This is a genomic window from Halorubrum sp. 2020YC2 (assembly GCF_018623055.1).
Lineage (GTDB): Archaea > Halobacteriota > Halobacteria > Halobacteriales > Haloferacaceae > Halorubrum.
Genome location: NZ_CP076019.1, coordinates 979,796 through 1,001,528 on the forward strand (window position 1 = coordinate 979,796; position 21,733 = coordinate 1,001,528).

At 71.9% G+C, this 21,733-nt stretch carries 22 protein-coding genes; 13 read left to right on the forward strand and 9 right to left on the reverse strand.

Annotated features, from left to right (window positions below; genetic code table 11):
- Positions 1–66: 66 nt before the first annotated feature.
- Complete coding sequence (gene menD, locus KI388_RS04815) at positions 67–1,995, forward strand: 2-succinyl-5-enolpyruvyl-6-hydroxy-3-cyclohexene-1-carboxylic-acid synthase (RefSeq protein WP_215088236.1); 1,929 nt, start codon at positions 67–69, stop codon at positions 1,993–1,995.
- 60 nt (positions 1,996–2,055) lie between these two features.
- Here menD and KI388_RS04820 read toward each other — a convergent pair whose 3' ends face one another.
- Both KI388_RS04820 and KI388_RS04825 read right to left on the reverse strand, forming a co-directional pair.
- Positions 2,056–2,505, reverse strand: a complete 450-nt coding sequence (locus KI388_RS04820) for a hypothetical protein (RefSeq protein WP_215088237.1) — start codon at positions 2,503–2,505, stop codon at positions 2,056–2,058.
- Positions 2,506–2,580: 75 nt separating this feature from the next.
- Entirely contained in the window at positions 2,581–2,946 is a 366-nt protein-coding gene (locus KI388_RS04825; RefSeq protein ID WP_215088238.1) for a BsuPI-related putative proteinase inhibitor, read from the reverse strand.
- Between the two features lie 253 nt (positions 2,947–3,199).
- Here KI388_RS04825 and KI388_RS04830 point away from each other — a divergent pair, with 253 nt between their 5' ends.
- The gene (locus KI388_RS04830) at positions 3,200–3,886 is read left to right on the forward strand and encodes a DUF2797 domain-containing protein (protein ID WP_251133214.1); all 687 of its coding nucleotides are present in this window, start codon (positions 3,200–3,202) and stop codon (positions 3,884–3,886) included.
- Positions 3,883–4,542, forward strand: coding sequence for a TRIC cation channel family protein (locus tag KI388_RS04835; RefSeq protein ID WP_215088239.1), 660 nt, complete (start codon positions 3,883–3,885; stop codon positions 4,540–4,542). Before KI388_RS04830 ends, KI388_RS04835 begins: the two co-directional genes overlap by 4 nt.
- 37 nt (positions 4,543–4,579) lie before the next feature.
- On the opposite strand, the gene KI388_RS04840 is transcribed toward KI388_RS04835, so the two are convergent.
- The 3 genes from KI388_RS04840 to KI388_RS04850 are packed head-to-tail and all read right to left on the reverse strand — an operon-like array spanning position 4,580 to position 8,653.
- Entirely contained in the window at positions 4,580–5,626 is a 1,047-nt protein-coding gene (locus KI388_RS04840; protein WP_215088240.1) for an ABC transporter permease, read from the reverse strand.
- Positions 5,619–7,643: a PrsW family intramembrane metalloprotease gene (locus tag KI388_RS04845; protein ID WP_215088241.1), complete on the reverse strand. Its 2,025-nt coding sequence runs from the start codon at positions 7,641–7,643 to the stop codon at positions 5,619–5,621. Before KI388_RS04845 ends, KI388_RS04840 begins: the two co-directional genes overlap by 8 nt.
- Positions 7,640–8,653, reverse strand: coding sequence for an ABC transporter ATP-binding protein (locus KI388_RS04850; protein WP_215088242.1), 1,014 nt, complete (start codon positions 8,651–8,653; stop codon positions 7,640–7,642). The genes KI388_RS04845 and KI388_RS04850 overlap by 4 nt, the downstream gene beginning before the upstream one ends.
- Before the next feature lie 138 nt (positions 8,654–8,791).
- Here KI388_RS04850 and KI388_RS15250 point away from each other — a divergent pair, with 138 nt between their 5' ends.
- The 3 genes from KI388_RS15250 (at position 8,792) to KI388_RS04860 (ending at position 10,657) form a co-directional block, all read left to right on the forward strand.
- Entirely contained in the window at positions 8,792–9,019 is a 228-nt protein-coding gene (locus KI388_RS15250) for a hypothetical protein (RefSeq protein ID WP_251133215.1), read from the forward strand.
- A 141-nt stretch (positions 9,020–9,160) separates the two neighbouring features.
- Positions 9,161–9,799, forward strand: coding sequence for a hypothetical protein (locus tag KI388_RS15255; protein WP_251133216.1), 639 nt, complete (start codon positions 9,161–9,163; stop codon positions 9,797–9,799).
- Positions 9,800–10,195: 396 nt separating this feature from the next.
- Entirely contained in the window at positions 10,196–10,657 is a 462-nt protein-coding gene (locus KI388_RS04860) for an SRPBCC family protein (RefSeq protein ID WP_215088243.1), read from the forward strand.
- 43 nt (positions 10,658–10,700) lie between these two features.
- Here the strand turns inward: KI388_RS04860 and KI388_RS04865 are convergent, their stop codons facing one another.
- A complete protein-coding gene (locus KI388_RS04865) occupies positions 10,701–11,183 on the reverse strand; it encodes a VOC family protein (protein ID WP_215088244.1) in 483 nt (160 codons plus the stop codon).
- 68 nt (positions 11,184–11,251) lie between these two features.
- Entirely contained in the window at positions 11,252–11,701 is a 450-nt protein-coding gene (locus tag KI388_RS04870; RefSeq protein ID WP_215088245.1) for a DoxX family protein, read from the reverse strand.
- A gap of 69 nt (positions 11,702–11,770) precedes the next feature.
- Between KI388_RS04870 and KI388_RS04875 the strand changes: the two genes are divergently transcribed.
- On the forward strand, positions 11,771–12,226 hold the full coding sequence (locus KI388_RS04875; RefSeq protein WP_215088246.1) for a helix-turn-helix domain-containing protein: 456 nt from the start codon (positions 11,771–11,773) through the stop codon (positions 12,224–12,226).
- Between the two features lie 543 nt (positions 12,227–12,769).
- On the opposite strand, the gene KI388_RS04880 is transcribed toward KI388_RS04875, so the two are convergent.
- A complete protein-coding gene (locus tag KI388_RS04880) occupies positions 12,770–13,639 on the reverse strand; it encodes a hypothetical protein (protein ID WP_215088247.1) in 870 nt (289 codons plus the stop codon).
- 128 nt (positions 13,640–13,767) lie between these two features.
- Here KI388_RS04880 and KI388_RS04885 point away from each other — a divergent pair, with 128 nt between their 5' ends.
- A complete protein-coding gene (locus tag KI388_RS04885) occupies positions 13,768–14,262 on the forward strand; it encodes a hypothetical protein (protein WP_215088248.1) in 495 nt (164 codons plus the stop codon).
- A 46-nt stretch (positions 14,263–14,308) separates the two neighbouring features.
- Here the strand turns inward: KI388_RS04885 and KI388_RS04890 are convergent, their stop codons facing one another.
- The gene (locus KI388_RS04890) at positions 14,309–14,587 is read right to left on the reverse strand and encodes an acylphosphatase (RefSeq protein WP_215088249.1); all 279 of its coding nucleotides are present in this window, start codon (positions 14,585–14,587) and stop codon (positions 14,309–14,311) included.
- 152 nt (positions 14,588–14,739) lie between these two features.
- Between KI388_RS04890 and KI388_RS04895 the strand changes: the two genes are divergently transcribed.
- The 5 genes from KI388_RS04895 (at position 14,740) to KI388_RS04915 (ending at position 21,677) form a co-directional block, all read left to right on the forward strand.
- A complete protein-coding gene (locus KI388_RS04895; protein WP_215088250.1) occupies positions 14,740–16,236 on the forward strand; it encodes a phosphomannomutase in 1,497 nt (498 codons plus the stop codon).
- A gap of 254 nt (positions 16,237–16,490) precedes the next feature.
- Positions 16,491–17,576, forward strand: coding sequence for a BMP family ABC transporter substrate-binding protein (locus KI388_RS04900; RefSeq protein ID WP_215088251.1), 1,086 nt, complete (start codon positions 16,491–16,493; stop codon positions 17,574–17,576).
- A 159-nt stretch (positions 17,577–17,735) separates the two neighbouring features.
- The gene (locus KI388_RS04905; RefSeq protein WP_215088252.1) at positions 17,736–19,388 is read left to right on the forward strand and encodes an ABC transporter ATP-binding protein; all 1,653 of its coding nucleotides are present in this window, start codon (positions 17,736–17,738) and stop codon (positions 19,386–19,388) included.
- A complete protein-coding gene (locus tag KI388_RS04910) occupies positions 19,385–20,686 on the forward strand; it encodes an ABC transporter permease (protein ID WP_215088253.1) in 1,302 nt (433 codons plus the stop codon). The genes KI388_RS04905 and KI388_RS04910 overlap by 4 nt, the downstream gene beginning before the upstream one ends.
- Entirely contained in the window at positions 20,679–21,677 is a 999-nt protein-coding gene (locus tag KI388_RS04915; RefSeq protein ID WP_215088254.1) for an ABC transporter permease, read from the forward strand. Before KI388_RS04910 ends, KI388_RS04915 begins: the two co-directional genes overlap by 8 nt.
- The last annotated feature ends 56 nt before the right edge of the window (positions 21,678–21,733 follow it).

The window sequence follows — 21,733 nt, forward strand, 5'->3', positions numbered from 1 at the left end:
CGTTCGCCCGCCCGACCGTCGACCGAACCCGCCGGAGTATTTACGACGGAGACCGAAGCGGCGGTAATGACCGCGCCGAACCGGAACGTCCTGTGGGCGACCGCGCTCGTCGACGAGCTCGTCGCCGCGGGCGTCGACGCCGTCGTCGCCTCGCCCGGCAGCCGCTCGACGCCGCTGACCGTCGCCGCCGCGGGCCACGACGAGCTCCGCGTGTTCTCGCAGCTCGACGAGCGCTCCGCCGCGTACTTCGCGCTCGGCCGCGCCCGCAGGACCGGCCGCGTGACGCCGCTGATCTGTACCTCCGGCACCGCCGCCGCCAACTATCACCCGGCCGTGATGGAGGCGAGCGAGGCCCGCGTCCCGCTGCTCGCGCTCACCGCGGACCGGCCGCCGGAGCTCCGCGACTCCGGCGCGAACCAGACCGCCGACCAGGAGAAGCTGTACGGCGACGCCGTGCGCTTTTATAAAGATCTCCCGGAGCCGGCGGCGGACGACCGGGCGCTCCGGTCGCTGCGCACCACCGTCGCCCGCGCCGTCGCGACCGCCGAGGGCGCCGACCAGGGACCGGTCCACCTCAACGTCCCATTTAAGAAGCCGCTGGAGCCGACGCCGGTCCCCGGCGACGTGCCCGACGACCTGCCCGAGGCGGCCGAGCGCGGCCGCGACGGTCCCTACGTCGACGTGACGCCCGGCGCGCCCGAGCCGGGCGACGACGAGCTTCGGACGCTCGCGGCCGAGCTGGGCGACGCGGACCGCGGCCTGATCGTCGCCGGCCCGACCGACCCGCCGGGACTCGACCCCGAGGCCGTCACGGCGCTCGCGCACGCGACGGGGTTCCCCGTCCTGGCCGACCCGCTCTCCGGACTGCGGTACGGCGGGCACACGCGCGTCGCGCCCGTGATCGGGGGATACGACGCGTACCTCTCGGCCGGCCTCGCTGGCGGCGAGGGCGACGCGGGCGGCGAAGAGGACGCGAGCGGCGGAGAGGCCGCGAGCGGCCTCGAGGGCGACGGCGGGTGGACCGACCCCGACCTCGTCCTCCGACTCGGCGCTTCCCCGACATCGAAGCGGCTCCGGAAGTACCTCGCCGGGACGGGCGCCGACCAGTACCAGGTCGACCCCGCCGGGCGCTGGCGGGAGGCGGAGTTCGCCGCGACCGACCTCGTCGTCGCGGAGCCGAGCCGGCTCTGCGCCCGCCTCTCGCGGCTCGTCGGGGGCGGGAGCGGAGACCCCGACTGGCGCGCTCAATGGGAGGCGGCGGACCGGGCCGCGGAGGCGATCCACGCCAGAGACCCCGAGGCGGCGGCGACGGACGAGGCCGCCGCGGGGTTCCACGAGGGCGACGCGCTCCGCGCGGTCGCGGACGCGCTCCCCGGCCCGGCGACGCTTTTCGTCTCCAACTCGATGCCCGTCCGAGACCTCGACCGGTTCGTCGGGCCGACGACCGCGAACATCACCGCGCTCGGCAACCGGGGCGTCTCCGGCATCGACGGCGTCGTGTCCGGCGCGCTCGGCGCGGGCGCCGGCACGACCGACGACATCACGCTCGTCGTCGGCGACCTCGCCCTGTATCACGACTCGAACGGCCTGCTCGCGGTCGAGCGCTGCGACGTCGACGCGACGGTCGTGGCGGTCAACAACGACGGCGGCGGCATCTTCCACAAGCTCCCGATAGAGTCGTTCGAGCCGCCGTTCACCGAGTCGTTCAAGACGCCGCACGGGCTGGACTTCGAGCCGCTCTCGGCGCTTCACGGGCTGGAATACGCCCGCGTCGACGCGCGTCCCGACGCGCTCGCTGACCGCGGCGAGACCCCGGCGGAGCGCGCGGCCGCGGCCGCGGACGAGGTCGCCGACGCGGTCTCACGGGCGCACGAGGAAGCGGGGTCGCACCTGATCGAGGTCGAGACCGACGCCGAGGCGAGCCACCGCACGCGCGAGCGGCTGACGGTCGCGGTCGAGCGCGCGGTCCACGGCGACGCGGCGGACTCGACGTGATCGGGGCGAACTCGACGTGATCGGGGCGGACCCGACGTGATCAGGGCGAGGTCGACGTGATCAGGGCGGGGTCGGATTCGAGCCGCCGCGGCGGTCGGCGCCGAGCGCGACGCCCGCGTACGCGACGACCGCGAACTGGACGCCGACGCCGAGGCTCGCGCCGACGACGAAGGCGGCGGCGGTGACGGGACCTCGGTCCGGGCCGAGGTACCAGAGGACCGCGCCCGACCCGACGAGGAACGCGACGGTCGCGCTCGCGCCCGTCGCCAGCGCCGTCGACGTCGCGGAGACGTCGGCGTCGCGCAGGCCCGACGCGAGCGCGACGCCGAACAGCAGGCCGTACACCAGCACGAACCCCGCGAACTGGGCGCTCATGAGGTAGACGGAGAGCTGCTCGCCGGAGGGAAGCGAGACCGGGGACTCCAGTATGATCGGCGCGAGCCGCCTGATTCCGCTGACCGCGAGCGCGACGCCCGCGGCGACGACCGGGGGGAGGGCTGCCGTGCGCATGCCCGGAGTCCGAGTCCGGGTTCACTAATAAATCTCGGTCCGAGACACCGCGGGCGTCGCGGTCCGTCGCCGCCCTCAGGCCACGTCGACGTTCGTCGCCGCGCGCGTGTCACAGTCCGTCGCCGCGACCTCGCCGACGACTCGGAAGGTCCCCGAAGGCGGACTCCGCCACGCTCCCTCGTAGGCGACCGCCTCGCCCGGGTCGAGGGTCTCGCTGCCGAGCGCCTGCGTGAACATCCGGCCGGCGCCGTACCGCCAGACGGGGTCGGGCCGCTCCCCCTCGGACCCGGTCTCGTTCCCGTCCGCCGGATAGGCGGTGAACTCCGCGCGCTGGCCCGTCCGGAAGTCGAGCGTGACGGGGTCCGGTCCCGGGTTCTCGATCCGCAGGGAGAGCGTCACTCCGTCGTCGGTCTCGGTCGCCGCGAGCGCCGCGTCGAGCATGCCCCCGTCTGCGGCGGCCTCGGGTAAAGTTCCTCGGCGGGCGGGTCGCGGTCCGCCCCGCGTCCCGGGCGTCCGACGACGCCTATAAGCCCCGGCTTCCCCTACGGCTCGGCGTGCAGGTCGTCGGCTACGAGACGGACGTCGCGAGCGGCCCCCGGACGCGAACGGCGACTCGGAACGGGGTCCGGTCCCCGAGGCGGACGGGCCGGTCGGCGGCGGACTCTACGTCGCGAGCGACGGCGACGTCGACTACGTGGAGGTCGACCCGGGCACCGAACTCGCCTTCGGACTCGGGGAACGGCGCTGCGCGGGGACGGTCCACGAGGGCGACCACGTCGCCTGCGACGCGACCGACGCGCCGTACTGCGACGGACACTCGCGCGTCTGGGTGTGCGCCCGGTGTACCGGGACGTGCCTGAAAGACGAGATGGACTGTCACGAGACCCACGCGATGTACCTCGCCGCGTTCGCGCCCGACGTGCTGAAGGTCGGCGTCACCAAGGAGTGGCGGCTCGGGACCCGCCTCCGCGAGCAGGGCGCGGACCGCGCGGCGCACATTCGGACATTCTCGAACGGTCGGATCGCTCGCGAGGTGGAGTCGGAGCTGGCCGCCGGCGACGACCTCGTCGACCGCGTCCGCGTCCCGACGAAGCTCGACGGGTTCGGGCGCGCGGTCGACGAGGCCGCGTGGGAGGCCCTGCTGGACCGGTTCGACCCGATCGAGCGGTTCGACTTCGACTACGGGCTCGGCCTCGACGACCGCCCCGTCTCCGAGACGATGGCCGCGGGGACCGTCCGCGGCTGGAAGGGGCGGGCGCTCGTGCTCGACCGCGGCGGGTCGACGTACGCGGTCGACGCCCGCGACCTGGTCGGCCACGAGCTGACCGACGCCGTGCCGGAGCGGGAGCTACAGTCGAGCCTCGGCGCCTTCGGCGGGTGACGGGGAGCGTCTCGGCGGTCCTCTTCGGCGACCCGTTCGCGGTCATGAACACGGTCGGGCTGGTCGCGTTCGCGCTGGTCGGCGCGAGCAAGGCGGTCCGCGAGGAGTTCGACCTCTTCGGCGTCGCCGTCGTCGGGCTGGCGATGGCGTTCGCCGGCGGCGTCACCCGCGACCTCCTCGTCGCGCGCGTCCCGCTCGTCTTACGCTCGCCGGTCGAGATACTCCTCGGACTGCTCGGCGTCGCGCTCGCCGTCGCGCTGAGCGCGTGGCTCGCCTCCCCGGACGAGCACCCGGTGACGCTCGTCGCGGACGCCGTCGGCCTCGCCGCGTTCGCGACCACCGGCGCCATCGTCGCGACGGACGCCGGGGTGTCCGCGTTCGGCGTCGTCGCCGTCGCGACGATCAACGCCGTCGGCGGCGGCGCGCTCGCCGACATCCTGCTCGACCGCGCTCCCTTCATCCTCTTCGAGGACTTCTACGCGTCCTGCGCGGTGTTGGGCGGCGTCGCGTACTGGGTCGCCGGGGCGCTCGGCGCGCCCTCGGGGCTCGCGGCCGCGACGTGCGCGGCGGTGACGGTCGGCCTCCGGCTCGTGGCCGTCGCGCGCGGGTGGCGGCTCCCGACCGCGAAGCGGCTGGGCGACCGCTTCGGTGAGTGACCGGTCCCGTGATAGACTGCGCCGGAGACCGACCCGCTCAGCGACCGAACCCTTCGACGGCGACGAGGCGGCGGACGCCGAGATACGCGGCCGCCGCGATGACGGCGTACTCGACCACGAGGACGCCCGTCGTCGCGTCCGCGCTGTCGATGGCGAGGCGGGCGACCGCGTTGGCGGGGCCGCCGGCCATCGCCGTCGCGCCGCCGAACAGGACGAGGACCGCGACCGGGTAGAGCAGCTGCGCCGCCCGGCGGTCCGGCGCGACCGACGAGATGCCGACCGCGACCGCGACGACGAGCGTCGTCAGCGCGGTCATCAGCGCGAGGATCGGCCCGACGTTCGCGACCGAGGTCCCGTTCGCCTCCAAGAGGAGCAGCCACAGCAGCGCCTGTCCGGGGGCGATGCCGATCGCCGCGGCCGCCTTCCCATCGACGATCTCGGGGAGCGTGACGGGCGCGACCCGGAGCAGCTCCATGGTCCCTCGGTCCAGCTCCTCCGTGATCGAGTCGACGACGAGCGACCCCGAGATGAACACCGGGAGGAAGACCAAGACCGGGATCAACACGGTGTAGGTGAACGAGAAGTACGGGCTGGTCTCCCCCCGGTCGGGGAGCGGCAGCGGCGACTCCTCGAGGTACGAGGCCCGCCGCTCGCGCTCGTTCAGCTCGTAGGTGCGCAACAGCTCGCGCAGCTGCACCACGATCACCGTCGTCTCCACGGTGGAATCGGGGGCGGTGACGGCGGTCGATACCCGCCCCGACTCCGTGCGAGTCGCGACCACCGCCGCGTCGGCCGCGTTCCGCTCGAAGGCACTCCGCGCCGCGTCCGCGTCGGCGTACGGCGTGACGGAGGCGCCGGGGACCTCGCTCGCGGCGCGCTGTAGGTCCTCGACCGCGTCGCCCGCGGCCGCGACCTCGATCTCCGCCCCGTCGAGCGCGCCCGGGTCGTACATCGAGACGAGCCCGACGACGAGGAACGACGAGAACGCGGCGATGAAAAGCTGGATCCCGATCGCCAGCAGGATCGTCTTCTCGGCGCGCAGCCCCGCCAGCTCCCGCCCGGCGATCGTCAGGCGGCTATCCAAGGCTCACCACCCCGACGTTGTACGCGGCGTGCCCCAGCGTCGCCAGGATCAGCGCCAGCGCGTAGGCGGTCCGCCCGCGGCTCGCGCCGACGCTCGCGACGGTCGTCGTCGCGACGTGGAGGACGAGCGGCGCGAAGAACAGCGCCGCCAGCGCGATCGGGGGGAACCCAGAGAGCCCGGCCACGTCTCCGAAGGCGGCGCGGCCGATGAAAAGCTCCGTGAGTCCGACCGCCTGAACGACCGCGGTGGCCTTCTCCGCGAGGAAGAACCCGGTCCCCGAGGCGAGGCCGACCGCGAGCGCGAGGCGGAGCGTCCCGTCGCGGTCTCCGCCCGTCCGCTCGAAGACGCCGCGCTCGAAGCCGGCGTAGAGACCGACGCTCTTCGCGACCTCCTCGATGAACGCGATGGTCACGAGCAGCACCGGGATCGATACCGTGACCGGCAGCGCGAAAAGCACCGCGACGGCCAGTAGCTCCGCGACGAACACGAAGGGGATCGTACAGGCGGTGAGGAACGCGACCGAGCCGAGCGCGCGGAGGCGGCCGCGGTCGAGGATTCCGCCCCCGACCGGCACCGCGGAGAGCCGCACCGCGAGCGCGTCGAGGAACTTCCGGGTCACGGGCTTTTGCGAGAACATGTCCTCCTCGCGGTAGACGCCGAGTCCGAGCCCGAACAGCAGCGCCGCGCCGACCGCCATCGGCGCCGTCGAGAAGAGCACCTCGCCGGCCGAGACCGCCTCGCCCTGGAGGTCGAAGACGACGAGCGTCAGCGGCGAGACGAGCGCGACGGGCGTCACGTTCGTGAAGATGGCCGGGACGAACGCGTAGGTGGTCAGCAGGACGCTCACGCCCACCGTGACGAAGGTGAGCTCCTTGAACGAGCGCGCGAACATCGCGCCGACGAAGGTGGCCCCGAGGAACGCCGCCGCGACCGGCGCCACGGCGATCACCGAGAGCGCCCCGCCGCCGACCGCGAGCGCGATGAGCGTCGTGACGACCGCGGCGGCCGCGGCGTACGGCAGCGTCTTCCCGGCGACGATCTCCGCCGGCGACAGCGGCGTGACGAGCAGCGGCTCCCCCCGGCGGTTCGTCCGCTCGTTGAGGACCGAGGAGCCGTACGCCTGGATCAGGAAGTTCATCGGGACGAGGAAGGCGAACGCCAACAGCAGCGAGGTGAACGGGAACGGGGGCGTGATCGACCCCGGCGAGCCGACCGTGTCCGCGCCGAAGGCGCCGCCGCCGATCGACGGCACCGCGAGGCCGCCGTCGTCGTCGCTCGACCCGTCGGCATCGACGGACCCGGTCTCGCCGCCCGCGTCGCCGTCCGTCGCGTCGTCGCCGTTGCCAGCTGTCGACTCGCCGTCGCCCGCGTCGCTGCCGCTCCCGTCGCTATCTCCCCCGCCACTCCCCCCGTCCGAACCGCCCGTCGAGTCGCCGTTGCTCCCGCCGAGCGTCGCCGCGTCGTCGAATCCGGTCGTCCGCCCGACGTACCGGAGCGTGACGGCGACCGGAAACGCCGCGGTTCGGTTCGGCTCGGCGCGCATCAGCCGCTCGTTGTGCGCCTCGACCGCCTCGCGGACCGACGCGGCCGCCGCCTCGCCCTTCCGCGTGTCCGTCGCACGGACGACGACCTCCTCGACGTCCGCGGCGTCGATCGAGTCGCCGCCGGAGCCCGGACGGACCACCGTCACCACGACCGCGTCCGCGGTGTCACCCAGCGACGCCGTCCCGGCCGGGACGGGCCGGAGCGACGCCGCCTCGTCGATCGCGTCCGCGTACGGCGACCCGGGGTCGACGCCGACCCGATACACGTCGCGGTCGACGTCGAGCCCGGCGACGCCGGTTGCCACGCCGACGCCGACGACGCCGCCGGCGACGAGGAGGAGCGCGACTCCGGCCGCCAGCGTCCGGCGGTCGACGCCGCCGGACGCGCGGGCTGATTCCCACCTCGCGACCCGGAGGACGCGGCGGACGGCGACGGCGAGCCGGCGGCCGACGCGACGCAGCCGGTCGATCACTCGGTCGCCTCCGTCGCCGTCGTCTTCGTCGTCCCGGTTTCCGATTCGTCGCCGCCGGCGTCGCTCTCGGCTTCGGTTTCATCACCGCCGAGGTCGCCGGTGTACCGCCCGGGCATCGGTCGGCCGACGATGTCGAGGAACACGTCCTCGAGGCTCGGCTCGCGGCTCCGGATGTCGACGACCTCGCCGCCGGCGTCGGCGGCGGCCCCGCGGACCGCGTCGACCGCGTCCATGCTCGGGACCGCCGTCCGGTACCGGTCGCCCACCTCCTCGGTCGTCGCGTCGAGGTCCGCGAGCGCGGGCGTCGCGGTCGGCTCGACGTCGGTGAACACGCGGTAGGTCGTCTCGCCGTGTCGCTCGCGGATCCCGTCGACGCTCCCGCGGGCGACGATCCGGCCCTCGTTCATCACCACGACGCGGTCGCAGACGGACTCGACGTGGTAGAGGTTGTGCGCGGAGAAGACGACCGTCTTCCCGGTCTCGCGGAGCTCGCGGGTGAACGCCAGCACGGAGTTCGTCGTCACGGGGTCGAGCCCGGAGGCCGGCTCGTCGTACACCAGCACGTCCGGGTCGTTGACGAGCGAGCGCGCGATGGCGACCTTGCGTTTCATCCCCTTCGAGACGTCTCCGAGGCGGCGCTCGCGGTGGTCCAGTTCGAGGCGGTCGAGCGCGGCCTCGATCCGCTCGTCCGCGGCCTCCCGGGGTACGTCGTAGAGGTCGGCGAAGAAGCGGAGGTACGACCGCGCGGTCATCTCCTCGTACAGCGGCGACTCCTCCGGCAGGAACCCGAGGTGGCGGCGCATCTCGGGGTCGGAAGCGTCGAACCCGGCGACGGTCACCTCACCGTCGGTCGGCTCCACGAGGCCGGCGATAACCTTGAGCGTCGTCGTCTTCCCGGCCCCGTTCGGGCCGACGATCCCGAACACCTCCCCGTCGTCGACGGAGAAGTCGCTGTCGACCACGGCCGCGAAGTCGCCGTAGGTCTTCCGTAGCCCCGACACCTCGATCATGCGTGCGGCTTCGTCGTCGGCCGGGTTAAACCCACGCCCGCGGTTATCGGCGGCGAGAACGGTCCCCGTCGCTTCCGGCCATCTCGTCGGGTCGTCCCGCCGGTAGCCTTAGGACGGCGCTTCGAGAACACCGTCCGTATGAGCGATCGACGGGGAGCGGCGGGCGGGCGCGACGACGCGCCGGACGACGCCGGCGGTGCCGCCGCGACGGACCGTCCCGACGAGGGGACCGAGGGCGTCGCGACCGAACCGTCGGCCGAGCGCGTCGCGGACGCCGCCTCCGAGGGGTCCGCCGGCGACGCCGCGCTCGACCCGGCCGTCGCGGCGACCACCCGCGAGGAGCTACGCACCACGTTCGACTACTAGGTCGAGCGGCTCCGCGAGATCGACAACAAGGCGATCGAGATCCTGAAGGCGAACCTGCTGCTCATCGGAATCGTCGTCACGGGCGGGTCGATCGTCGTCCAGACGACCGTCGACCTCGCGGCGTTCCTCAACCCCTTCACCGTGGTCGGCGGGCTCCTCCTGCTCGCGTCGACCGGCCTCGCCGCGGTCACCTACACCGCCTCCGACCTCCGCGGGGGTCTCGACCTCAGGGCCGTCGACAGGGTGATCGCCGCCGAGCGCGGCGACAGACCGCGGGCCGCGGACGCGGACTCGGTCGGCACCGACTCGGGCGACGCCGCCGAGTTCGACGAGCGACTGCTCCGGAGCTACGCCGAGTGGATCGACTACAACGCCCGCGTCACCGCGGTCAACGACCTCTTGGCGACGGTGACAGTGCTTTTGATCTTCGTCGCCTTCGTCTACGTGACCGCCGGCGTCGTCGTGGGCGCGGCGGGGCTCACGGCCGCCGAATCGTGGGTCTCTTTCGCGGTTCTCACGGCCTTCTCGGCCGCGTTCGCGTGGATAGCCGCCCACATGGACCACCTCGGTCCCGAGACAACCCACCCGGCGGCGTCGTTCCCCGGGATACCGATCTCGAAGGGGGGCGACAGGCGGCAGGCGTGGTCGTCGCTGCGGGCGATGCTCGGTCGGGCACCCCCGGAGGCGGAGGAGTTCGGCGTCGAGACGGCCGAGACGGAGACCGAACGGGGGGACCGCCGAGACGCCGGGGACCCGGACCGAGCGGCGCCGGAGTCGTGAGAGCGGACCCGGGTCGGTCCGCGAGCGCCCCGAACGGGGTGCTATGCGGCCCGCGAAAGCCGAGAGAAAACCGCGACGTTCGGCGCGTTACTCCTCTTCTTCCTCTTCCTCGACCGGTCCCCGTCCTCGTTCCCAGACGGCGTCCGCGGAGGTGTCGTTGGGCGCTGTGTGCGAGACGTCTTTCATGGTGTCGCGATCGCTTGCCATATTGACTCCCGATACCGCTGACCTCCGTATTAACCCTTCGTGGAAAGAGATAATGAGTCCTGATAGCATATAAGGTATTAATATTTGTCGACGCGAGTCGCTCCGGATCGGTGGACGGAACGCGAATTACAACCGGAATTCACGCCCGAAACCGGACGATCGTGCGGATATGTGTGGTCGACCGCAGCGATGAGGGGCGCCGGCTCCGGAGGACGCGACGTGTTCGGAGATTCCGACCGCGACGACCGAACCGGGGTGGTCAGGGAGGGGGCGACGCTCGCGGTCGGCCGCGACGTCGACGGGCGGCCGGAAGCGACCGCGAAGGCGCTCCGGGACACCCGGCGGTGGCCCAAGTGGAGTCCGTCCGTCCGCGGCGCCGAGAGCACGGAGCGGTACGTCGAGAGCGGAACCACCGGGCGGGTCCGGGTCGCGGGCGCGTGGGTCCCGTTCCGGGTGACGGCCGCGACGCGGCTCCGGTGGGACTGGGCGGTCGCCGGCGTCCCCGCGACCGGGCACCGCGTCGAGCGCTACTCGGGAGAGGGGGGTCGGTGTCGGGCGGTGATCGAGGTCCCGCTGCTCGCGGCCCCGTACGTCCCCGTCTGTCGGCGCGCGCTCGACCGGTTCGCGGCGCTGGTCGAAGGCGGGGAGTGACCGCGCGCGGCGCGGGGCGACGGACGCGCTCGGTCGGCCGCGCTTAGTTCTCGCACCCCTCTTCGAACGGGTCGATGACCTCGCCGCCGGGCTCCGCCTCGTCGCGGGTGAAGCCCGGTCCTTGCGTCGCCAACTCGAAGACGAGGCCGTCGGGGTCGGTGAAGTAGACGCTCTTGAAGTAGGTGCGGTCCTTCACCTCGGAGACGCGGACGTCGTGGCTCAACAGGTGGTCTCGCCACTCGTGGAGGGTCTCCTCGTCCGCGACGCCGAACGCGAAGTGGTGGCTCGCGCCCGGGCCGGGCGTCCCCTGCGAGTCCGGGTACTCGAAGTAGGTGACGGTGGTCCCCGGCTCGCCCTGGGGCGTGGGCGAGAAGTAGTAGTGCGGCGTCCCGGGGTCGTCGTAGTTCTGGGTGCGCTTGACCGTGTGCCAGCCGAGGACGTCCTCGTAGAACGCCGTGGTCTCCTCGATATCGGTACAGATGTTCGTGACGTGGTGGAGCCCGGTCGTCGGCGGCGCGTCGCTCATGTGCCCGGCGTCGCCGCCGAGACGGTTAGCCGTTCCGGCGGTCCGGGGGCGGTCCCGTCAGCGTCGCCTCAGAACAGGCCGATACCGACCGCGTACGGCCACGTCGTGCCGCCGACCGCGAGCAGCGCGAGCGCGGCGCCGGCGCCGTAGAGGTTCTTCAGGAAGCTCGTCATCTCGTTCTGCTTCTCCTCGGGGTCGTCCGTTGACCAGAAGTCGTGCATCGTCACGGCGGAGACGAGCAGGAAGACGGCGAGCGCACCCGCGGAGACGACGGGGAACGCGCCCGCCGCGACGCCGAGGCCGCCGAGGACGAGGAGAGCGCCGGAGGCGATCACCGAGAACTGCGGCGCCGGCAGGCCCTTGAACTCGGCGTAGCCGGCCATCGTTTCGAGGTCGGTGAAGTGGTTGAGCCCCATGAACGCGAGCGTCGCGCCGAAGACGATCCGGCCGAGCAGGAAGAGTTCGCCCGCGAGGGGGGTGTCGAACTGGAGCGGTAGCGTCGCGAGTTCAGCTAACATCGTGTAACCTGCTATACGGACGTAACCTATTTATCGATTCCCGGACAATACGGTTAGTAGGTAACACCGATGTCATCACAGGACCTTTCGGCGGCGGAGTCTGCTGAGGCGGCGGATACGGCGACTGACGCGACGGAAGTGGCAGAAGCGGTCGACGCGGCGGAAGGGACGGACTCGACGGCGGAGAGCGGACCGGTCGACGCGGCGACCACGCCGGAGACCCCCTGCCCGGTCGTCGACTCGCTCGAACAGATCGGCTCGCGGTGGCGGCTGGTCGTCCTCCACGAGCTGTTGAACGGCGAGGCGCGCTTCAACGAGCTGAAACGGGAGACCGACGCGAACGCCCGCACCCTCTCGCGCGTGCTCGACGACCTCCAAGAGACCGACTTCGTGGACCGGCGGCTCGAAGAAGACTCGCCGGTGGCGACGTACTACAGTTTAACTGCCAAGGGCGAGTCGCTCGCGCCCGTCTTCGAGGAGATAGACGACTGGGCTCACGAGTGGCTCGCGGAATGTGACGCGTAATAGCTGGCCATCAGTATAGCTGGTCGTTTATAAGTGAACCTCTACCTCGTGGCTATCTTTTGATAACTCGTTGCTGGCGGATTTGCGTTGGGCACCTCTGAAGCCCCGGTCGCTCACTTATAAATAGCTGACAGCGGATCGGCGGCGAACACTTCCAAAACCCCAGTCGCTCCCTTTTAAATCGTTGCTGGCGGATCACCGGAGACCTCCTCCAAAGCCCCAGCCGCGAGGACAGCGCACACTCGTTGCGCTCCTCGCTCGTTCGCTTCGCTCCCTCGCTGCGGTGCTTACGTCGTCTGCGCTGTCCTCGCGGCTGCCCCTTTGAGTCCCGCCCCGCCCAGCACAGCACCGCAGCCTCTCACCTCCCCAGCCTCGTCGGCCGGCCTCCGCTTCGCTCCGGCCGCCCGACTCCCTCGCGCGTGCTGCTCGGCCGCAGGGCGGCCTCGCAGGCACGCGCCACCGCCTCATTTATAAATGAGTGGCGCAGACTCGCTCATTGGTTTAAAAGTTGTATCGCAGTATCGTGCGGCCGCCGTACCGCCTTCAGGCATATCGTCGCGCCAACGCGTACAGGTCCGGGAGAACGTACGCCACCCCGCCCACCGCGAGAGCGGTCACGAGCGGGACCCCCCACGGGCTGTACTCGTCGAGCCGTATCGACCACCTGAGCAGCCCAGCGGCGTCCACGAGCGGCGGCACGAGGTACACGCTCGCCCCGACCGCAGCGGCCGCCGGTGCGTGAACCGCCGAGATTCGATAGCCGTACGCGCTGCCGGCGATGAGGGCGAGACCGAGGGCCATCACGAAGAGGCCGTGGATGAATCCGGGGAGCCCGCCGAGCGGGCCCGGCCCGTAGAGCCTGAACTCGTACACGCGTTCGTTCTCGAACACGTAGTACAGCCCTCCCCGCTCGGGGGCCTCCGCTACCTCGACCCCGGTATCTCCCGGAGCCACGTCGAACCCCGAGGGAACCGGTTTCGTGATCGAGACGCTGCTGCCTTCGGACTCCGCTGCCACCGTGAAGAAGCGCTGTCCCCGGTCGGGGAGCTCCTCGTACTCGAAGGCGAACCCCTCGCAGTCGGTGAACGCGACGCTGACGCCCCCGGAGTCGGCGTCGTCGGTCGGGAGGAAGCACGCCAGTTCGCCGCCGTCGCTGACGAAGTTCCACGTCCTCGACCGGAACGCGGACGGGAGATCGTCGACGGCGACCTCACCGCCCTCGGCGCCCGCGTCGACGACGTCCCGTGCCGACTCGGAGAGGTCCGCGTATTGATGGACCTCGCCGTCCGTCTCGTCCACCACGTACGTTACCGGGCCTGAGTCCGTGGCGCCCGCGGCGCCGCCGAAGACGAGACCGACTCCGACGACGAACAGACAGAGGGCCGCGAGGAGTTCCGGGGACGGGCGGGCCATTACCCGTCCCGATTCTCCGACGGTGTATATGTCTTGTGCGACCGCGACTCGTCGAACGCGCCCTCGGCGCGGTCGAACGGCCTCTCGCCGCCGAAACGCACACCATTCTCCGGCCCGTACGGACGTGCGTGTACGCCGGACTGAAGAACACCCCCTGCTGTCTGTGCGGCCGGGACGACACTCACACCCGGATCGCGGTGCCGCCGCGGGCGCTCCGGCTGATGGAGAACGGCGGGCCCATCGCGTGGCGCGACGTGGTCGGCACGGTGACGCTCCGGTTCTGCGCCGACGACTGGGAGCTCGTCAGCGACCTCGCGGTCGAGATGGACGCGCATCCCCTCTCGCGGTGTAACGCCGCACACGTCTCCTTGGACCTCCGCGAGGACCACGAGGCGCTGCTGTCCGCGACGAAGGCCGAGACCGACCAGACGGAACTGGAGGCGCGGCTCGAATCCGAGGCCGAGGCGACCCTCGACGCGGTCGACGACCCCTACACCGAGGGGCGCGACGTGGTGGAGGCGATAGTCGTCCTGCGCGCGCTGGAGGAACTCGGCGTGCGGGAGCGACCGGGCGCCGAGGGCGCCGTAGACGCCGGGGAGTCGACGGCCGCGGACGACGACTGAGTCGCCGCCGCGCTCGCCGCCCGCGGCGCGCCGCCGGGACGGCGAGCTACCACCGGACTTCGAACCCGTTTTCGCCCTCCGGCGCGCCGTACTCGGCGTCCACGTCGTCGACCTCGGCGGCCTCGCTGCCGGTCTCGCACCACGCCACCATGTCGCGGACGTCGCCCTCTGGACCCTCGAAGACGGCCTCGACCCGGCCGTCGTCGAGGTTCCGCACCCAGCCGTCGACGCCCTTCTCGCGGGCCGCGTCGCGGGTCGTCGCCCGGTAGTAGACGCCCTGAACGCGGCCCGAGACGAACACGTGCGCGCGAACGCGGTCGGTCATCGACCGAGGCTGGGACCGCGACCCGCTTAAACGCCCCGTCCGCAACCGACCGCCCGCGACCCGCTTAAACGCCCCGTCCGCAACCGACCGCCCGCGACCGGCCTCCGCCCGCAACCGACGCCTACTAACTCCCGCGCGGCGAGGGGGCCGATATGGACCTGTTCGGAACCGCCGGGATCCGCGGCGGCGTCGAGGACCGCGTCACGCCGGCGCTCGCGCTCGCCGTCGGGCGAGCCGTGGGCGCCGAGATCCGATCGCGAGACGGAGGAACGGAGACTGCCCCGACCGTCGTCCTCGCCCGCGACGGCCGGGTGACCGGCCCGGCGCTCGCGGCCGCGATGGAGGCCGGGCTCTCCGCCGGCGGCGTCGAGGTGCGCCGCGCCGGCCGCCTCCCGACGCCGGCGCTCGCGCACGCCTCGCGCGGCCGCTACGGCGTGATGCTCACCGCCTCGCACAACCCGCCGACCGACAACGGGATCAAGCTGTTCCGCGACGGAACCGAGTTCGACCGCGACGCGGAGCGCGCCGTCGAGTCCCGGGTCGCGGACGAGGAGTCGGTCGCCCCGTGGGACGAGTGGACCGAGGCGACCCGGACCGACCCGCTCGGCGGCTACCTCGACGCCGTGCGCGAGTACGCCGCGGGGTTCGGCGCCGACCTCGACGGTCTCCGGATCGCCGTCGACTGCGGCAACGGGATGAGCGCGCCCGCGACGCCGACCGTCCTCCGCGAACTGGGCGCCGACGTGGTCACGCTCAACGGCAACGTCGACGGCCACTTCCCCGGCCGCGGGAGCAAGCCCACGCCGGAGACGCTCGCGGACCTGCGCGCGTTCGTCGCGGACGCGAACGAGGGGATTGAGGACCCGGGCCGACCGGCCGGCGGCGAGGAGAGCGACGGCGACGAGGCGGGCGACGGCGGCGAGGCGGGCGAGACCGAGGGGTTCGCGTTCGCCATCGGGCACGACGGCGACGCCGACCGGATCGTGGTCGTCGACGCGGACGGGGAGGTCGTCCACGAGGACACGGTGCTCGCGGTGCTCGCGGAGCGGTACACGCGCGAGAGCGACGCGAGGGATCCCGTCGTCGTGACGACGCCGAACGCCTCAGGTCGGATCGACGAGCGCGTCCGCGACGCCGGCGGCCGCGTCGAGCGCGTACGCCTCGGCGCGCTCCACGAGGGCATCGCCGCGGTCCGGGAGGCGGACGCGGAGGCGGGGAAGGAAGGCGGCGACGACACCCGGGTCGTCTTCGCGGCCGAGCCGTGGAAGCACATCCACGTCGCCTTCGGCGGCTGGATCGACGGCGTGACCTCCGCGGCGGTGATCGCCCGCCTCGTCGCGGACGAGGGACTCGACGCGCTCCGCGAGCCGGTCACCGAGCGCCCGTACCGCAAGGTGAGCGTCGAGTGTCCGGACGAGGCGAAGGAGCCGGTCATGGAGCGGTTGGAGACGGCGCTGCCCGAGGCGTTCCCCGAGGCCGCGGTCGACACCGACCACGGCGTCCGGCTGGAGTTCGAGGACGCCTCGTGGACGCTGGTCCGCCCCTCCGGCACGGAGCCGTACGTCCGGGTGTACGCCGAGAGCGACGACGTCGACCGGCTCGTCGCTGCGGTCGAGGACGTCGTCGAGGACGCGGTCGCGGCGGCGTAGGGGACGACGGCCGCGTAAGCGGTGACGGCGAGTCGGGCGAGACCGAGCGGCCGACGGCCGGTCCGCCCCCCGGCGCTCTCGGCGGCTCGTGTTGCGCCTCGTTCACAACCGTGAGGGATTCGGGGTCGTGGATCAAAACGGCGCGACCGGCCGCCGATCCCCCCGAAATACGGCCGCTTCTTTTCACGAACGTGTCACCTCGATGCCGCGGGAACGACGAATTTATGCCGCGTTCCGACGCGGGTACAGACGAGATGGCATCCGACTTCGATCGGCGGCGGTTCATCAAGGCGGCAAGCGCAGCGGGCCTCGTCGGCCTCGCGGGCTGTAGCGGCGGCCCGAGCGGCGACGGGGGCGACGGGGGCGACGGCGACGTGCCGGCGCGGGTCGGCATCGTCTACTCCGACGGCGGACTCGGGGACAACTCGTTCAACGACGCGGCCCAGCAGGGGATCTTCCAGGCCGAAGAGGAGTTCGGCATCGCGTACGACGAGTCGGAGCCGGACGGCGCCGGCGAGTTCGAGCAGTTCCAACAGCAGTACGCCGGCTCGACGGACCCGGCGTACGACCTGGTCGCCACCATCGGGTTCAACCAGGGCGACGCGCTCGCCCAGACCGCGCCCGAGTACCCCGACCAGAACTTCATGATCGTCGACACCACGGTCGACGAGCCGAACGTCGCGAACTACCTGTTCCGCGAGCACGAGGGCTCGTTCCTGATGGGCGTGCTCGCCGCGCGGCTGTCCGAGACGGAGTTCTCCGCCGGGGCCGGCGAGACCGACCCGGACTCGACGACCGTCGGCTTCGTCGGCGGCGTCGACAGCCCGGTCATCCGTCGGTTCCAGGCCGGCTTCGAGGCCGGCGTCGACTACGCGTCCGACGACGTCGACGTCACCACGAGCTACGTCGGCAGCTACGCCGACCCCACGGGCGGCCAGGAGGCGGCCCTGTCGATGTACCAGAGCGGCGCGGACGTGGTCTACCACGCCTCGGGCGCGACGGGCGTCGGCGTCTTCCGGGCCGCACAGGAGGAGGGTCGGTTCGCCTTCGGCGTCGACCAGGACCAGTCGGTCTCGAACGACTCGTTCGCGGACGTCATCCTGGCGTCGATGGTGAAACGCGTCGACACCGCGGTGTACGAGTCCATCTCGAACGTCGTCGACGGCGAGCACCAGGGCGGGTCGACGACGGCGCTCGGACTGGAGTCCAACGGGGTCGAGTGCGTCTACGGGCAGGAGATAGGCGGCCAGGTGCCCGACGATATCGCGACCGCCGTGGCGGACGCGCGCGACGAGATCATCGCCGGCAACATCGACGTGCCGGAGACGACGGACGACTGAGCGGCGCGGCGGCGGAACGGTAGCCGGGGCGAGACGGCGGCGTCCGGACCGCTCTCGCGGGCGCGACTTCTCCGACGATCCGGTCAGACGAGCGACAGTACAGGCTCCGTCGGGCCGAAATCCGCGCGTTTTTAGGCTCCGGTGCGGAGTTACGGGTGAATGAACCCGGCGGTCCACTTGGACGGCATCACGAAGCGATTCCCCGGGGTCGTCGCGAACGACGACGTCGATCTCGCGGTGGAGCGCGGGAGCGTCCACGCCCTGCTGGGCGAGAACGGGGCCGGCAAGACCACGCTGATGAACGTGTTGTACGGTCTCTACCGGCCGACCGAGGGGACCGTCCGCCTCGACGGCGAGGCGAAGTCGTTCGACTCGCCGCGCGACGCCATCGACGCCGGCGTCGGCATGATCCACCAGCACTTCATGCTCGTCGATCCGATGACGGTGTGGGAGAACGTCGTCTTGGGCAACGAGCCGACCACGTGGGGGGGCCTGCGGGTCGACAGGGAGGCCGCCCGCGAGGCCGTCGTCGAACTGAGCGAGCGGTACGGCTTCGACGTCGACCCGGACGCGACGATCGCGGACATCTCGGTGGGCGAACAGCAGCGCGTCGAGATCCTGAAGGCGCTGTACCGCGGCGCCGACGTGCTCATCATGGACGAGCCGACCGCGGTGTTGACGCCGCAGGAGGTCGAGGAGCTGTACGGCGTCTTCGAGGAGCTGACCGAACAGGGGAAGACGATCATCTTCATCTCGCACAAGCTGGGCGAGGCGCTGTCGGCGGCCGACGACATCACCGTCCTCCGCGACGGCGTCAACGTCGGCACGGTCGCGTCCGCGGACGTGACGCGCGAGGAGCTCGCGGAGATGATGGTCGGCCGAGAGGTGCTGATGGACCCCGCGACGACGCCGCAGGAGGCGGGCGACCGCGTGCTGGAGGTGACCGGCCTCAGCGTCGAGGACGACCGGGGCGTCGAGGCGGTCTCCGACCTCTCCTTCGAGCTTCGCGCCGGCGAGATCCTCGGCGTCGCGGGCGTCGACGGCAACGGCCAGTCGCAGCTCGTCGAGGCCGTCACGGGGCTGCGCGAGGCGGCGTCCGGGGACGTCCGCTACCGCGGCGAGCCGATGGCGGGGAAGACGCGCCGCGACCGGATCGACCGGGGGATGGCGTACATCCCGGAGGACAGACAGGAGCGCGGGCTGGTGATGTCGTACGACCTCACCGAGAACGGCATCCTCGGGAGCCAACACGACCCGCCGTTCGCGCGCGGCGGTCGCCTCGACTGGGGCGCCGCTCAGGACCACGCCGAGTCCGTGATCGAGCAGTACGACGTGCGGCCGCCCGACGCGGGCGCCGAGGCCGAGTCGCTCTCCGGCGGCAACCAGCAGAAGTTCATCGTCGGCCGCGAGTTCGAGCGCGACCCGGACCTCGTCGTCGCGACCCACCCGACCCGCGGCGTCGACATCGGCTCGACGGAGTTCCTCCACGACCGGCTGCTCGACCTGCGCGCCGAGGGGAGGGCGGTCCTCCTCGTCTCCTCGAAGCTCGACGAGGTACAGGGCCTCTCCGACCGGCTCGCGGTGATGCACGAGGGCGAGTTCACCGGGGTCGTCGACCCCGCGACCGTGACCGAAGAGGAGATCGGGCTGCTGATGGCCGGCGAGTCGCTCGACGACGACTCGGTCGAGGGGGCGGCGCTCCACGACGCCGCGGACGACGCGTCGGGCGGCGCGTCGGGCGACGGCACGGTCGACGGCGCGGATGACGGGATCGACGGAGCGACCGGCGGCGACGAGGGGGTGGACGCGTGAGCGACTCGGACGCCGACGGCTCCGACTCCGTCCTCGCCCGCGTGGTCGCGCCGTTCGTCGACCGGAGCGTCGCGGAGCGGCTCCTCATCAGCGTCGCCGCCATCTTCCTCTCGATCGCCGTCGGCTTCGTGCTCGTGCTCGTCTCCGGCCGCATCGCCCAGTGTTCGACCGCGGCCTGGACGCTGCCGTTCACGGGACTTGGGTTCTGCTACGACCCGGTCGAGGTGTACGTCGTGCTGTTCAACGGCGCGCTCGGCTACCCGTTCGCGACCGGCGACCCCGGGCTGTTGAACCCCGGGTGGACGCCGTTTAACCTCTCGTTCGGGCTAACGCTCTCGGAGACGACGCTACTGATCTTCACCGGACTCTCCGTCGCCGTCGCGTTCCGCGCCGGCCTGTTCAACATCGGGACGCAGGGCCAGCTCGTCGTCGGCGCGCTCGCGACCGCGCTCACCGTGCTCGCGCTCGCGCCCCTGCTCCCCGCCGGTCCCGTCGCCGGGCTCGTGCTGATAGTCGTCGGGACCGCGGCCGGCGCCGTCGGCGGCGGGCTATGGGGCGCCATCCCCGGCGCGCTCAAGGCGTACGCCGACGCCAACGAGGTGATCACGACGATCATGCTCAACTTCGTCGCCGCGAACGTCGCGTACGTGCTCGTGTTAGAGGTGTTCCGCGCCGAGGGCTCCTCGGTGGTCGCCACCAGATACGTTCCGGAGTACGCGCAGTTCCCGTCGGTGCTGTTCCCGCCGTCGACCGACTTCTCGCTGCTCGCGCTGCTCCTCGGGGCCGTCTTCATCGGCGCGCTCTACTACTTCGTCGAGCACACGTCGCTCGGGTACGACCTCCGGACGAGCGGCGTTCAGGCCGCGGCCGCCGAGTACGGGGGCGTGAACGCGAAGCTCACGACCGTTCGCGCGATGACGCTCTCGGGCGCGCTCGGCGGCGTCGGCGGCGCAGTGTGGGTGCTGATGTCCGAGGGCCGGTGGATGGCCTCGATCCCGGACCTCGGCTTCGACGGCATCACCGTCTCCATCCTGGCCGGGAACAACCCGATCGGCGTGCTGCCGGCGGCGTTCCTCTTCGGGGTCCTGAAGGGCGGCGCCCTAGAGATCGGGTTCCGGACGGACGTCCCGACGGAGCTCGTCGCCGTGCTGCGCGGGCTCATCATCCTGTTCGTCGCGATGCCGGAGTTCTTCCGGATGATCGGCCGGTACGCCGGCGTCTCCGGGGGCGGCGGCGTCGCGGCGTCGACGGAGCCGGACGAGACCGCCGGCGGCGACGGGGGTGAGACCGATGCGTAACTCCCTTCGACTGGTCGCCGGCGCCCTCGGCGCGGTCGCGCTGCTCGGGGTCGTCGGGCTCCTGTTCCCCGCCTCGGTCGCGGGCGACCTCGCCGGTATCGTCTTCTCGACCAGCACGGCGAAGTCGACCGCGCGGCTCGCCGCCCCCATCGTGCTCGCCGGGCTGGGCGGCATCTTCGCGGAGAAATCGGGGGTCATCAACATCGGGCTGGAGGGACTGCTGATCATCTCGGCGTTCGTCTCGATCTACGCCGTGTCGGTGGTCGGGGTCGGGAACGCCGTCCTCGGCGTCCCGGCGATCGGGGTCGCGTTCCTCGCCGGCATCGCCGCGTCGACGTTCCTGGCCGGGGTGTTCGCGGTCGTCTGTATCGAGTTCAAGGCGGACCAGATCATCGCCGGGCTCGCGGTCTGGCTCATCGCCTTGGGCCTCGCGCCGTTCATGTCGACCGTGTTCTTCGGCGGCGTCAACACGCCGAACTTCAACGTGGACGCCGGGTGGACGTACTCCGCGACCCTCGTGGTCGTCGCGACCGCGGTCTCGTGGTGGCTGCTGAACCAGACCGCCTTCGGGAAGCACCTCCGGGCGGCCGGCGAGAACCCGAAGGCGCTCGACACGGTCGGCGTCTCCGTCTCGAAGGTGCGGTACGCCGGCGTCCTGCTTTCGGGCGTCCTCTCCGGGGTCGGCGGCTCGGCGTTGGCGCTGTCGATCGGGCAGTTCGTCGGCTCGGGCGAGACGATGGTTCAGGGCAAGGGGTTCATCGCCATCGTCGCGTACCTGTTCGGCAACTACAATCCGCTCGGAACGCTCGGCGCGGGCGTCCTCTTCGCCGGGCTGGACGCGATGCAGATCCGGCTCCAGCAGCTCGGCTACGCGATTCCGGACACGCTGGTCCAGACGATCCCGTACGTCGTCGTGATCGTCGTGCTCGCCTTAGTCGGCCGGACGCAGATCCCCGAGGCCGCGGGCGAGCACTACGAGACGGAGGAGTAGGTCGGGGTCGGACCCCCGCCGGGGAGAGCGGTCGGCCGGACGCGCGGGCCCGTCAG